The 14286-nt window shown below is 69.5% G+C and carries 10 protein-coding genes; all 10 read right to left on the reverse strand.

What is annotated here, in order from left to right; translation table 11 throughout:
• Nucleotides 1-28 precede the first annotated feature (28 nt).
• A complete protein-coding gene (locus AOM03_RS02600) occupies nucleotides 29-1276 on the reverse strand; it encodes a type II secretion system F family protein (RefSeq protein ID WP_062378009.1) in 1248 nt (415 codons plus the stop codon).
• Between the two features lie 5 nt (nucleotides 1277-1281).
• Entirely contained in the window at nucleotides 1282-2592 is a 1311-nt protein-coding gene (locus AOM03_RS02605; RefSeq protein ID WP_304524055.1) for a type IV pilus twitching motility protein PilT, read from the reverse strand.
• A gap of 92 nt (nucleotides 2593-2684) precedes the next feature.
• Nucleotides 2685-4349, reverse strand: coding sequence for a GspE/PulE family protein (locus AOM03_RS02610; protein WP_062378012.1), 1665 nt, complete (start codon nucleotides 4347-4349; stop codon nucleotides 2685-2687).
• A 109-nt stretch (nucleotides 4350-4458) separates the two neighbouring features.
• Nucleotides 4459-5304 carry a shikimate dehydrogenase gene (locus AOM03_RS02615; protein ID WP_062378014.1) on the reverse strand — a complete coding sequence of 282 codons (846 nt, stop codon included), beginning with the start codon at nucleotides 5302-5304 and terminating at the stop codon, nucleotides 4459-4461.
• Nucleotides 5297-6439 (reverse strand): endolytic transglycosylase MltG, encoded by a 1143-nt coding sequence (gene mltG / locus AOM03_RS02620; RefSeq protein WP_062378017.1) that lies wholly within the window; start codon nucleotides 6437-6439, stop codon nucleotides 5297-5299. The genes AOM03_RS02615 and mltG overlap by 8 nt, the downstream gene beginning before the upstream one ends.
• Nucleotides 6432-6887 carry a Holliday junction resolvase RuvX gene (gene ruvX, locus AOM03_RS02625; protein WP_227589860.1) on the reverse strand — a complete coding sequence of 152 codons (456 nt, stop codon included), beginning with the start codon at nucleotides 6885-6887 and terminating at the stop codon, nucleotides 6432-6434. Before ruvX ends, mltG begins: the two co-directional genes overlap by 8 nt.
• 23 nt (nucleotides 6888-6910) lie before the next feature.
• Nucleotides 6911-9577 carry an alanine--tRNA ligase gene (alaS, locus tag AOM03_RS02630; RefSeq protein ID WP_062378020.1) on the reverse strand — a complete coding sequence of 889 codons (2667 nt, stop codon included), beginning with the start codon at nucleotides 9575-9577 and terminating at the stop codon, nucleotides 6911-6913.
• A 138-nt stretch (nucleotides 9578-9715) separates the two neighbouring features.
• Nucleotides 9716-10342: a 30S ribosomal protein S4 gene (gene rpsD / locus AOM03_RS02635; RefSeq protein WP_062378023.1), complete on the reverse strand. Its 627-nt coding sequence runs from the start codon at nucleotides 10340-10342 to the stop codon at nucleotides 9716-9718.
• 649 nt (nucleotides 10343-10991) lie between these two features.
• The gene (locus AOM03_RS02640) at nucleotides 10992-12338 is read right to left on the reverse strand and encodes a replication-associated recombination protein A (RefSeq protein ID WP_062378025.1); all 1347 of its coding nucleotides are present in this window, start codon (nucleotides 12336-12338) and stop codon (nucleotides 10992-10994) included.
• A gap of 125 nt (nucleotides 12339-12463) precedes the next feature.
• Nucleotides 12464-14269, reverse strand: coding sequence for an aspartate--tRNA ligase (gene aspS / locus AOM03_RS02645; RefSeq protein ID WP_062378028.1), 1806 nt, complete (start codon nucleotides 14267-14269; stop codon nucleotides 12464-12466).
• Between the last annotated feature and the right edge of the window lie 17 nt (nucleotides 14270-14286).

Here is a 14286-nt window from a genome sequence, read left to right on the forward strand (position 1 = left end):
CTGCCGTCCGGGGCCGGACGGAAGCCTGTTATTCGATGAGGTCGAAGATGTTGAACATGGGCAGGTAGAGCGCGATCACCATGCCGCCGATGATCGATCCGAGCACCGCGATCATCAGAGGCTCGATCAGGCTGGTGAGCTGCTCGGTGGTCGACTCGACCTCTTCGTCGTAGAAGTCCGCAATCTTGTCCAACATGGTGTCGAGAGCTCCGGTGTCCTCGCCCACGGCGATCATCTGGACGACCATCGGGGGGAAGACCGGGTGTTCGGTGAGGGGCCCGGCGAGCGAATCTCCCCGTCGAACGGAGTCCTGCACGTCGCGAGCGGCGCGCTCGATCACCACGTTGCCCGAGGCCTGTCCGACGATGTCGAGAGCCTGCAGGATCGGCACGCCCGCTCGCACCATGGCGGAGAAGTTTCGAGTGAATCGAGCGACGCCGATCTTCTTGATCAGGTTGCCGAACACCGGAAGCTTGAGGTAGATCGGCTCGACCTTGTCGCGGATGCCCTGCCGGTGCTTGTTCTTCTTCCACCACCAGCCGAACGCGACGAGGCCGATGGCGATGGGGATGGCCGCCACCGTTATGAAGTCCGACAGACTCACGAGAAGTTGCGTCGCGAACGGGAGCTCGCCGCCCAGATTCGTGAACATCTCCGCGAATACCGGCACGATGAAGATCAGCATGGCCGCGGTCGCGAGAATGGCGAGCACGAAGACCACGACCGGGTAGGTCATCGCCGACTTGATCTTCCCGCGCAGCGCGACTTCCTTCTCGAAGTTCTCGGCGATCGACACGAGCACCTGGTCGAGGAAGCCGCCGATCTCGCCGGCTCGCACCATGTTGATCATGATGGGAGGGAACACCTTCGGGTGCCGACCCAGCGCCACGGAGAACGCCTTGCCGGTCTCGACGTCGCCGCGGACCTCCGCCAGGACCTTCTGCAACGCCTTGTTCTCGGTCTGCTCGGTGAGGATGGTCATGGCCCGCAGGAGCGACAGTCCCGCGGAGATCATGGTCGCGAGCTGGCGCGACATGATGGCAATGTCCTTGAGACCGATCCTGTCGCCCAGGCCGGGGATGGTGATCTCGGTGTTGAGCCCCTTGGCGGTGGCGTCCTTGACGGACAGCACCGTGTAGCCGCGCTCGCGCAGGCGCGAGGCGACGGCGGCCTCCGAGACCGCCTCCATCTCGTCCTTGCGGATCTTGCCCGAGGCGTCGCGCGCCTCGTACGCGTACTTCTTGGTTGCCGGCTTCTTCGCCGTCGCGGTCGCCATGGCCGTTACCGCCCGTGCCTGCCGCAGAGGCGGTTGAACTCCTCGTACGAGTGGCACATCTCCACCGCCACGTCGTACGCGACCTTGCCCTGCTTGACCAACTCTGCCAGGTGCGAGTCCATGGTCTGCATGCCCATGGCCGCGCCGGCCTGCAGGGACGTGTAGATCTGGTGGGTCTTGCCCTCGCGGATGAGGTTGCGGATGCCGGGCGTCGCGAGCATGATCTCCACGGCCACCGCGCGTCCGGGCTGGTCCGAGCGCTTGAGCAGCGTCTGGCACAGCACGCCCTGGATCGCCGCGGCCAGCTGCGTGCGCACCTGGCCCTGCTGCTCCGGCGGGAACACGTCGATGATGCGGTCGATGGTCTGCGGCGCGGACTGCGTGTGCAGCGTCGCGAACACCAGGTGGCCCGTCTCCGCGGCGGTCAGCGCCACGGAGATGGTCTCCAGGTCGCGCATCTCACCGATGAGGATGATGTCCGGGTCCTGGCGCAGCACGTGCTTGAGCGCCTTGCCGAAGGACCGGGTGTCCGCGCCCACCTCGCGCTGGTTGACCACGGATCGCTTGTGGCGGTGGAGGAACTCGATGGGGTCCTCGACCGTCATGATGTGCGCGCTGCGCGAGCGGTTCGCCATGTCGACCAGCGAAGCGAGCGTCGTCGACTTTCCGGAGCCCGTGGGGCCGGTGACCAGGACCAGGCCGCGCGGCAGTTGGGCGAACTGGCCCACCACCTCGGGGATGCCGAGCGACTCGAGGGGCTTGATCTCGAACGGGATCACGCGGAAGGCCGCGCCCACCGAGTCGCGCTGGCGATACAGGTTGACGCGGAAGCGCGCCTCCCCCACCACCGAGTGCGAGAAGTCGAGCTCGAGCTCCTCCTCGAAGCGCTCGCGCTGGGCCTGCGTGAGGATGCCGTACAGCGACCGCTGCAGCGATTCCGGGGTGAGCCGCTCGTAGCCCTCAATGGGCTTGAGCGCGCCGTCGACGCGCAGCATGGGCGGCATGCCGGTGGTCAGGTGAAGGTCCGAGGCGCCGGCGCGCACCATGGTGCGCAGCGCGTCGTTGATGTCCAGGTCGCCCTCGCGGCGGTCGTCCTGCATGCCGATGCGCTGGGGCACCGCACGCTCCATGACCCGCTTGGGCTCGGGCGCCGGCCGCTTCGTGGGCGCCTCCTGCGGAGGCAGCTCCTGCGGAGTGAAGGAACGGGGAGGCAGCTGCGACTGGGCGGCGGCCGCGAAGGCCGTCCCCGCATCGGCCTGCGATGCGGTCGGTCCGTTGGACGGCTGCCACTCGCCGCCCGGCAAGAACTCGTTCACGTTGCCTCCCTCAGCCCCTCAGCCGATGCCCCCGGATTCGGGACCTTCGCACCTTCTATCGGCGCATTTCCCAAATCTTTAAGGCCTGTGACCTACTTCACTACGCGCAACAACTCCTCCAGCGAGGTGACGCCGTCGAGCACCTTCGCCCAACCGTCCTGCAGCAGCGTCTCCATGCCGTGACCCACGGCGGTGCGCGCGATCTCCGCAGAGCTCTCGCGTGCGACCGTCAGCCTCTCGATGTCCTCCGTGATGGTCATCACCTCATGGAGGGCAAGCCTTCCCCGGTACCCGGTGTTCGAGCACCGCGAGCATCCCTGCGGCCGGTAGATGGGCGGCACCGGAGTGTCCGGGTCCCACCCGATCGCGGCCGGCACGTCGTGCGGCTCGATGGTGTACTGCACCGCGCAGCGGTCGCACAGCCGTCGAGCGAGTCGCTGGGCGACCACGCAGTCCACCGCGGAGCCCACCAGGAACGGCTCGATGCCCATCTCCACCAGTCGCGTCATCGCGGACGGCGCGTCGTTGGTGTGGAGCGTCGACAGCACCAGGTGACCGGTGAGCGCCGCCTCGATGGCGATCTGCGCCGTCTCGTGGTCGCGGATCTCACCCACGAGCACCACGTCCGGGTCGGAGCGCAGGATGGACCGCAGCGCCGACGCGAACGTCAGTCCCGCCTTGGGGTTCACCTGCACCTGGTTGATGCCCGGGATGCGGTACTCGACCGGGTCCTCGACCGTGATGGTGTTGATCTCCGGCTTGGACACCTGGTTGAGCGTCGCGTAGAGCGTGGTCGACTTTCCCGAACCGGTCGGGCCGGTCACCAGGATCATGCCGTACGGCTTCTTGTACGACGAGGCGTAGGCCTCGAGGTTCTTCTCGCGGATGCCCAGGTCCTCGAGGTCGAGCCGCGCCGTCGAGTTGTCGAGGATGCGCATGACGATCTTCTCGCCCCACACCGTGGGAAGCGTCGCGACGCGCAGGTCGATCTTGCGGCCCTGGTGGTTGACGGAGAGTCGACCGTCCTGGGGCTTGCGGCGCTCGGCGATGTCGATGTCCGCCATGATCTTCAGGCGCGAGATGACGCCGCCCGTGATCGCGCGGGACGCGCGCTGCATCTCGTGGAGCACGCCGTCGATGCGGTACCGGATGCGCAGGTCCGTCTCGGTCGGCTCGATGTGGATGTCCGACGCGCGGTCCTGGATCGCCTGCGAGATGAGCAGGTTGACGAAGCGCACGATGGGCGCGTCGTCCTCGCCCGTAGCGCCCGCGAGGTCGTCGTCCGCGAGTTCCACCTCGCCCTCGATGGACTCCTGCAGGTCCTCGAGCTCCGCGTCGGAGCGGCAGTACCGGTCGATCGCGAGCAGCACGTCCTCGTGGGCCGCGACCACGGCGACCACGGGCATGCGCGCGATGGTCCGGATGTCGTCCACCGCGACCACGTTGCCGGGGTTGGACATGGCGACCTTGATGACGCCGTCCTCGATCGCGATCGGCAGCGCCGTGTGGCGGCGGCACACCGGGCCCGGCACCAGCGACACCGCGGCCCGGTCGACCGGATATTCGGCCAGTTCGACGAACTCCATGCCCACCTGCGTGGCGAGCGCCCGCACCAGCTGCGGCTCGGAGATGTACCCCATCTCGACGAGCGTGCGGCCCAGCGTCTGGCCCCTCAGCCGCTGCTCGTCGATCGCCTCGTCGAGCTGCTCCTCCGTGAGGGCGCCGTCGTCGAGCAGGATTGCACCCAACTGTTGCATAGCGCCCCCTCAGACGTTCGGCCCCGGGGTGGGCCGATGCCGAGCAAGGTAGCAGGGTCCTAGGTCCCTTGCATAACGTCGTGTGACAAGTTCCACACGGAATACTCGCCTAGTTAGCAGGCAAAACGGATTCCAGGGTACAAGCCCCTACAGAACGCCCCGTCATCAGCCGGACCTGCTCCGCGGCCTGGTGCGCCAGCATTCGCTCGCCGCCGATGCGCGTGCCACCCAGGTCCGCCCACCTCGCCCCCAGCGGGGTCACCAGCGGGTCGTAGATGGCGTCGAGCAGCGCGGCGCCCGGGCGAACGGACGCGAGGGTGCCGGCCACGCGCTCCCCGGCCGCGGCCGGAATGGTGGAGACCACCGCATCGGCCCCGGCCAGCGCATCGGCCGCGTCCTCGAATGTGACGAACCTGGGCGCGAGGCCCATCTTGGTGGCCGTCCGCATCAGCCCGCCGGCGCGGCCGCGCGAGCGCACCACCACGACCGGCGCGGTGACGCCCAGCGATCCCAGCGCGGCCAGCGCGGAGGTGGCCGTCGCTCCCCCGCCCAGGATGACGCCGGACAGGGAACGGCCGCCCTCGGACGACGCGCGCGTCACCCCGGCCTCGCGGAACGCCTCCTGGATGCCCCACACGTCGGTGTTGGCGCCCACGAGCGTGCGGACGCCGCCCACGTGCTGCACCAGCACGGTGTTGACGCCGCCCACCAGCTTGGCCATGCCCTCGACGTGATCCATCAGCGGGACGGCCTCGACCTTGAGCGGCATGGTCAGGGACAGGCCCGCCCACGACTCGTCGACGCCCTCGAGGAACGCGGGCAGTCCGCCGGAGTCGACGTCGTAGGCCTGGTAGTCCCAGTCGAGCCCGAGCTCCGCGTAGGCGGCACGGTGGAGCGCCGGCGAGAGCGAGTGACCGATCGGGTGTCCCAGGACTCCCGCCCGGCGACTAGCCATCGGTCGAGTCAGTCGACTCGCTCGAGTTCTCCCGGGTCCAGGCGCGCAGCTCCTCCACGTTGTTGAGGTGGTCGGAGTACTCGACCGCGTACTTGGTCTCGCCGGTGGTGAGGTTCACCGTGACGAAGAACAGGTAGTCGGTCTGCGCGGGCTGCACCGCGGCCTTGATCGAGTCCTCGCCCGGGCCGGCGATGGGGCCGGGGGGCAGACCCTCGTACATGTAGGTGTTGTACGGGGAGTCGATCGCGCGCTCCTCGTCGGACGTCCACACGCCCTCGGAGGGCGACAGGTACTTGACCGTCGAGTCGAACTCGAGCTTCATGCCGATGTCCACGCGGTTGTAGATCACGGACGCGATGAGCGGGCGGTCCTCGGACAGCTTCGCCTCACGCTCGACGAGCGACGCGACGGTGAGCACCTGGTTGCGGTCCTCCGCGGCCACGCCGTACTGGTCGAGCACCTTGACGGTCTGCTGCACCATCCGCTGGAGGACCTCCTGCGGGGTGACGCCGGGGTTGAAGTCGTACTTCGCGGGGAACAGCCAACCCTCGAGGTTGCCGTCCGCCTCCGCGGGCAGGCCCAGCGCCTCGGTGTTCTCCATGGCGTCCTCGACGTCCGCCTTGGACGCGCCGGTGAGGTTGGCGATCGACTGGGCGTAGTAGTCCAGCGTCTTGCCCTCGGGGACGGTGATGGAGCGCACGTCGCGGTTGGCGGGGTCGAGCAGCGCCTGCAGCGCGTACTCGGCCTTCATCTCGCGGTGCATGAAGTAGTAGCCGGGCACGATCGAGCTCGAGTCGGGGTTCGCGTTCGCCTCGAGGATGAACGCCTCGGTGGAGGCGACCACGCCCGCGTCGTAGAGCGCGGCCGCAATGTCCGCGCCCGTGTCGTTGGGCTCGACGATCACCTGGATGGTGCCCTGTCCGGGCCCCTCGAAGTCCGCGATGGTGGTCTCCTCGGGCGCCAGCGTGCCCAGGAAGTTCCACGCGATGGACGCGCCCAGGCCGAACAGCACGATGGCCATCGCGCTCACCAGCAGCGTCATGCGACGGCGCGCGGCGCGGCGCTTCGAGCGCTGCAGCCGGCGCATGTCGAGCGACGTGGTGGTGGTCGCCTCGGCCTCGAAAAGGTCAGTCATCGCTCCCCTTGCGCGGAACCTCGCTGGTCACATTCGCGAGGTTGCCGTTCCTGTCAATGTCCAGCGCGTTCTCGAGGATCACCACGGCCGCGGCCTGGTCGATCACCTGGCGCTGCTTCTTGGAGCTGCGCCCCGCGCTGCGCATCGCCTGGGATGCCGTCGCGGTCGAGAAACGCTCGTCGATCAAACGAACAGTCGAAGGCACCAGTTCCGCCAACGCACCCGCAAAGGCGCGCGCGTCCTCGGCACTGCTGCCTTCCAACCCCGACAGTTTACGCGGAAGTCCCACGAACACTGTCATCGCGTTGCGCTCGGCGACGATCGCGGCCACCCGGGCCACGTCGCCGTCGCCCCGCTGGACCGTCTCCACCGGGAACGCCATGAGCCCGCCGGGGTCGGAGGCGGCCACGCCCACGCGGACCGTGCCCACGTCGACGGCGAGCCGCACTCCCCTGTCCATGCCGGCCCCGATCAGCGGTTCGCCACGGCCGCGGTGACGGCCTCGAGCGCCTCGCCGATGCGGGTGGCGTCCTGGCCGCCGCCCTGCGCGAGGTCCGGCTTGCCGCCGCCGCCACCGCCCAGGATGGACGATGCGGTCTTCACCAGGGCGCCCGCCTTCAGTCCCGCGTCGCGCGCCGCCTGGTTCGTGGCGATGACGATCTGCGGGCGGCCGAAGTCGGCCGCGATGGCGACCACCGCGGGGCTCGACTCGCCCAGGCGGGCGCGCACGTCGGTGACGAGCGTGCGGAGGTCGTCGCCATCGGCCGCGTTCTCCGACTGGTGGGTGACCACCCGGACGCCCGACGCATCGTGCACCGCGTCGACCAGCTTGGCCGCGACCTGCTGCATCGCCTGCTGGCGGTACGACGCCAACTGGCGCTCCGCATCGGCCACCCGCTCGAGCAGCTTCTCGACCCGGCCGCGCAGCTCGCCCGGCTGGACCTTGAGGGCGGTGGTGAGCTCGGAGACCAGGGCGCGCTCGGCGGCGAGCTTCTGGAACGCCTCGATGCCCACGAAGGCCTCGATGCGGCGCGAGCCCGAGCCTACGGAGGACTCGCCGCTCAGCGCGACCATGCCCACCTGGCTCGAGTGCTCGACGTGCGTGCCGCCGCACAGCTCGCGCGACCAGGGGCCGCCGATCTGGATGACGCGCACCGTCTCGTCGTACGTCTCGCCGAACAGCGCGACCGCGCCCCAGTCCTTGGCCTCGGGCAGGGACATGTAGTGGTCGGAGACGTCGAGGTCGCGCCGGATGGCCCGGTTGGTGACCTCTTCGATCTCCGAGCGGGTCTCCGCGGACAGCGCCGAGGGCCACGAGAAGTCCAGGCGCAGGTAGCCGGGCTTGTTGTACGAGCCGGACTGCAGCGCGTCCGGGCCCAGCACCTCGCGCAGCGCGGCGTGGAGGATGTGCGTGCCGGAGTGCGCCTGGCGGGCGCCCAGGCGCCACTCGGGGTCGACCTCGGCGGACACCTGGTCGCCCTGCGCGAGCTCGCCCTCGATCACCTGGACCGTGTGGACGATGAGCCCCTTGACCGGGCGCTGCACGTCGATGACCTCGCCGGTGCCGTGCGCGGAGCGGATGACTCCCGCATCGGCCTCCTGGCCGCCCGACTCGGCGTAGAACGGGGTCTGCGGGAGGATCACCTCGACCGTGTCGCCCTGCTGGGCCACGGGGACGGTGACGCCGTCCTTGACGATCGCCGTGATCTCCGTCGCGGAGGTGAGCTCCTTGTAGGCGCGGAACTCGGTAAGGCCCGAGGCCTCCTTGATCCCGTTGTAGACGCCCACGTCCGCGTGGCCGCCCTTCTTGGCCTTCGCATCGGCCCGGGCGCGGTCCTTCTGCTCCTTCATGAGCTCGCGGAAGCGCGCCTCGTCCACCTGGATGCCCTGCTCGGCGGCCATCTCGAGGGTGATGTCGATGGGGAAGCCGTAGGTGTCGTGAAGCGTGAACGCGTCCGAGCCCGACAGCGCCGCGTCGCCCGCCTTCTTGGCCTTGGTGACGGCCGTGTCGAAGATGGTGGTGCCCTGGGCGAGCGTGCGGCGGAAGGCGTCCTCCTCCGTGTACGCGACCTGCTCGATGCGGGCGCGGTTGGCCTCGAGCTCGGGGTAGGTCGCGCTCATCGCGGTGAGCGACAGCGGGAGCAGCTCCGGCATGGTGCGGTCCTCGACGCCCATGAGGCGCATCGCGCGCACCGAGCGGCGGATCAGGCGGCGCAGCACGTAGCCGCGGCCCTCGTTGCCCGGGGTGACGCCGTCGCCGATGAGCATGAGCGCGGAACGCACGTGGTCCGCCACGACGCGCATGCGGACGTCGTCCTGGCCGCCCTGGCCGTAGGACTTGCCCGTGAGCTCCTGGGCACGCTGGATGACCGGGAAGACCTCGTCGGTCTCGTACATGTTGCCCACGCCCTGCTTGAGGAACGCGATGCGCTCCAGGCCGGCGCCCGTATCGATGGCCTTCTGGTCCAGCTCGCGCAGCAGGGGGTAGTCCTTGCCGGCGCCCTCGCCGCGCAGGAACTGGTCGAACACCAGGTTCCAGATCTCCAGGTAGCGGTCGCCGCCCGGGTCCACGGTGCCGCCCACGGCCTCGGGGCCGAACTCGGGGCCGCGGTCGTAGTGCCACTCCGCGCAGGGTCCGGCAGGACCGGGCTGGCCGGTGTCCCAGAAGTTCTCCTCGCGGGTGAGGCGGACGATGCGCGACTCGTCGACGCCCACGTTCTTGAGGTGGGAGAGCGCCTCGACGTCCTCGTTCCAGATGGTGACCCAGAAGCGCTCGGGATCGAAGCCCAGGTTGCCCTCCGCCTCGGGTCCCGTGAGGAACTCGTAGGCGAAGTTGATGGCGCCTTCCTTGAAGTAGTCGCCGAACGAGAAGTTTCCGAGCATCTGGAAGAACGTGCCGTGGCGGGTGGTCTTGCCCACCTCCTCGATGTCCTTGGTGCGGATGCACTTCTGGACCGAGGCGATGCGCGGGTGCGGCGAGGTGTCCGTCCCGATGATGTACGGGATGAACGGCACCATGCCGGCCACGGTGAACAGCAGGGAGGGGTCGGGCGACACGAGCGAGGCGCTCGGCTGGATGTGGTGATCCTGCTTGGCGAAGTAGTCGACCCAGCGCTTGGCGATCTCGGAGGTCTGCATGACCGGGATTATCTCCCTTGCTCGGGGCGCAGCCGCGCCTGGACACGGTTGCGCAGAAAAACGCCGCGGCGCACCACCCCCGTGAGGGCAGTGCGCCGCGGCAACTGCTATGGGCTCCCTAGAGCCTACTCGGTGCTCTTAGCGGGCGTAGTACTCGACGACCAGCTGGACCTCGCAGATCACGGGGATCTCGGCGCGCTTGGGGCGACGAACGAGGCGAGCGGAGAGCTTCTCGAGCGTGACGTCGAGGTACTCGGGCACCTCGGGCAGCACGTCGGCGTGGGCGCCGGCCGCGGCGGCCATGTAGGGCTCGAGGGTGACGGCCTTGGGCTTGACCTGGATGGTCTGGCCCGGCTTCACGCGGAACGACGGGCGGTCCACGATCTTGCCGTCCACGAGGATGTGGCGGTGCAGAACCGACTGGCGGGCCTGCAGGATGGTGCGGGCGAAGCCGGCGCGGAGCACGAGCGCGTCGAGACGCATCTCGAGCAGCTCGACGAAGGCCTCACCGGTCAGACCGGACTCCTTCTTCGCCTCGGCGTACACCGCGGTCATCTGCTTCTCGCGGAGGCCGTACTGGGCGCGAAGACGCTGCTTCTCGCGCAGACGAACCGCGTAGTCGCTTTCCTTGCGACGCGCGGTGCGGCCGTGCTCGCCCGGAGCGTAGGGGCGCTTCTCGAAGTGCTTGACGGCCTTCGGGGTGAGCGCGATGCCAAGAGCGCGCGACAGGCGGACCTGGCGACGTGCCTTCTGAACAGAGGTCATGATTTCCTTCACAGCTCCCCGGGCGCGCGGATGCGCACGGAGAAATGATCGATCTTTGCGAGTTCGCGGCGACAGCAGCCAACCGTCCGCGAGGGCTTAAAAAGTGTAGCAGAGCCGCCCCCTCCCCGCCCGGTGCTCCGCCCCCTATCCGTCCCCCATCCGAAATGGGTAGATCACCGTCGCATCTGGGCGTTTCCTGCGTCCCACGGGTAGATGGTTGTCGGTCTGCACCGCTTCGCCAGTCCGGCGCCCGAGGTCTACGCAAGTTTGCCGCCGGGGTTCGCGCAGGACATCGGCCGGGATCGGCGCAGGGCATCGACCAAGGTCTATACGCAGCGCCGGGTTTCCGACTCCCGACGCTAGCCGAATTTACGCGATGTGGGCGCGTCCGGGCCTACCTGCCCACCTTCCGCAAACATGGCTAGCGTGCCGCAGTGACACCGCCCTCGCGGCGCGGCACGGTAGGAGCCACCCTCTGCGGACCAGCCATGAGCGCCCCGCCGCACGCCACGGATGACGATGGGGCCGCGCTGGGTCCACGCCACCCGACGCCGAGCGGATCGACAACCAGCTACCCGCCAGGCGCGGTAACCTCGCGAAACCGACAATCACCTACCAATTCGGGACGGGGAGCGGCGGGCGAGCTGGCTCAGCGACCCAGCATCTCGCGGATGGCGCGCAGGCGCTCGCTCAGGGTGCGCTCGAAGCCGTGCTCCGTGGGCTCGTAGTAGCGGGCGCCCTCGAGCGCCTCGGGCAGGTACTCCTGGCGGGCGACGCCATGCGGGGCGTCGTGCGAGTACTGGTAGCCCTGGCCGTGGCCGATCCGCTCGGCGCCGGCATAGTGAGCGTCCCGCAGGTGCGACGGCACCACCCCGGCGCGGCCCACGCGCACGTCCGCGATCGCCTTGTCGATCGCGACGTAGGCCCGGTTCGACTTGGGTGCGCTGGCCAGATAGGCGGTGGCCTGCGCGAGGGGGATCCGTCCCTCGGGCATCCCGATGAAGCTCACAGCCTCCGCGGCCGCCTGGGCGATGACCAGACCCTGCGGATCCGCGAGGCCGATGTCCTCGGAAGCGAGGATCACGAGGCGCCGGGCGATGAAGCGGGGGTCCTCCCCCGCCACCACCATGCGCGCCAGGTAGTGCAGCGCGGCATCCACGTCCGAGCCTCGCACGGACTTGATGAAGGCGCTGATGACGTCGTAGTGCTGGTCCCCCGACTTGTCGTAGGCGACGAGCGCGGCGTCCATGGTGGACTCGGTGAGCTCGGCGGTGATCACCCCGGTGCGCTCGCCCGACGACGAGGCGGACTGCTCCGCCGACTGCGCCACCGCCTCCAGGAGGGTGAGGGCCTTGCGCGCATCGGCGCCGGCGACGCGCACGATGTGGTCGCGGGCCTCGTCCTCGAGGACCACCGCGCAACCAAGGCCCCGGGAGTCCTCGACCGCCCGGGCCAACAGCGCCGCGATGTCGGCGCTCGCGAGCGGCTGCAGCACCAGCAGCAGCGACCTCGACAGCAGCGGACCCACCACCGAGAAGGACGGGTTCTCCGTGGTCGCCCCGATGAGCGTGACCCACCGGTTCTCCACCGCTGGCAGGAGTGCGTCCTGCTGGGACCGGGTGAAGCGGTGGATCTCGTCGATGAAGAGGACGGTCTCCCGCTCCCCCGTCGCGATGCGTCGCTTCGAGTCCTCGACCACCGCCCGGACGTCCTTCACTCCCGCGGTGACCGCGGAGAGCTCCACGAAGCGCCGGTTGCCCGCCACCAGGTAGGCGAGCGTCGTCTTCCCGGTCCCAGGGGGACCCCAGAGAACGACGGAGGTGGCCGGTGCATCGTCCCCGATCAATCTCCGCAGGGGCGAGCCGTCGGCGAGGAGGTGGGCCTGGCCCACGACCTCGTCGAGGGTGCGCGGGCGCATGCGCACGGCGAGGGGTGCGGTGGGGCCGGGCTCCGGCACGCCCGAGCCGGCGCGCTGGGTCGACTCGAACAGGTCCATGCGCCAAGGGTAGGTGGGTCGCAGTCCCCCGGTGGTAGATCCGCGCACGGAACCGTCGCGGTTCGTGCCCAGATCTACCACCACCGGGGGGGCGACTACGGGTGGTGGCGGCGTGGCGCGAAGAACTACGCCTCGGCGCCCGCCGCACCCGCCTCGCCCGAAGCAGACTCCCCCGCCGAAGCCTCCTCGGCAACAAAGTCGACACCGGCCTCGGCGCGCTGCTCCGGCGTGATGGGCGCCGGCGCCGCGGTCAGCGGGTCGTAGCCACCGCCGGACTTGGGGAAGGCGATGACGTCGCGGATCGAGTCCGCCTTGGCCAGCAGCGCGGTGACGCGGTCCCAGCCGAGCGCGATGCCGCCGTGCGGCGGGGCGCCGAACTGGAAGGCGTCCAGCAGGAAGCCGAACTTCTCCTGCGCCTCCTCCTCGCCGATGCCCATGACCTTGAACACGCGCTCCTGCACGTCCTGGCGGTGGATACGGATCGAGCCGCCGCCGATCTCGTTGCCGTTGCACACGATGTCGTACGCGTAGGCGAGCGCCGGGCCGGGGTCGGTGTCGAAGGTCTCCATGAACTCCGGCTTGGGGCTCGTGAACGCGTGGTGCACGGCGGTCCAGGCCGAGGAGCCCAGGGCCACGTCGTCGTCGTCCGCGTCGACGGCCTTGAACAGCGGCGCGTCGACGACCCACACGAACTCGAAGCGGTCGGGGTCGATGAGGCCCACGCGCGAGGCGATCTCGTTGCGCGCGGCGCCCAGCAGGGCGCGCGACGGGCCGGGCTTGCCGGCGGCGAAGAACACGCAGTCGCCCGGGTTGGCGCCGGTGGCCTCGGCGAGGCCCGCGAGCTCGGACTCGGACAGGTTCTTGGCGACCGGGCCGGTGAGCGTGCCGTCCTCCTGGACCAGCACGTACGCGAGGCCCTTGGCGCCGCGCTGCTTGGCCCACTCCTGCCAGGCGTCGAGCACCTTGCGCGGCTGCGAGGCGCCGCCGGGCATGACGACCGCGCCCACGTAGTCGTTCTGGAACACGCGGAAGGGCGTCTCGGAGAAGTACGAGGTGAGCTCGGTGAGCTCGAGCCCGAAGCGCAGGTCGGGCTTGTCCGTGCCGAAGCGCGCCATCGCGTCGTGGTACGTGATGCGCGGGATGGGCAGCGAGACCTCGTAGCCGATGAGCGACCACAGCTCCTTGATGAGCTCCTCTCCCACCGCGATGACGTCGTCCTGGTCCACGAAGCTCATCTCGACGTCGAGCTGGGTGAACTCGGGCTGGCGGTCGGCGCGGAAGTCCTCGTCGCGGTAGCAGCGCGCGATCTGGTAGTAGCGCTCCATGCCGGCCACCATGAGCAGCTGCTTGAACAGCTGCGGCGACTGCGGCAGGGCGTACCAGGAGCCGGGCGACAGGCGCGCGGGCACCAGGAAGTCGCGGGCGCCCTCGGGGGTCGAGCGCGTCAGCGTCGGGGTCTCGATCTCGAGGAAGTCGTGACGCTCGAGCACGCGGCGGGCGGCCTTGTTGACCTCCGAGCGCAGCACCATGTTGGCGCGCGGCTGCGGGCGGCGCAGGTCCAGGTAGCGGTGCTTGAGACGCGCCTCCTCGCCCACGTTGACGTGCTCGTCGATGGGGAACGGCGTGGGCGCGGACTCGTTGAGGATCGCCACGTCCTGGACGACGACCTCGATCTCGCCCGAGGGCATGTTCGGGTTCGCCGAGCCGGCGGGGCGCTCGCGCACCTCGCCCGTCACCTGGATGACGTACTCAGTGCGCAGCGCGTGGGCGATCTCCTCGCGAATGACCACCTGGGCGAGGCCCGAGGCGTCGCGCAGGTCGATGAACGCGACACCGCCGTGATCGCGGCGGCGGCCCACCCAGCCGGCCAGGGTGACGGTGGCGCCGGCGTCGGCGGCGCGCAGGTTTCCAGCAAGGTGCGTGCGAAGCAAGTGAGGGCCTTTCGTGC

Source organism: Demequina pelophila (genome assembly GCF_000971175.1).
Classification (GTDB): Bacteria; Actinomycetota; Actinomycetes; order Actinomycetales; family Demequinaceae; genus Demequina; species Demequina pelophila.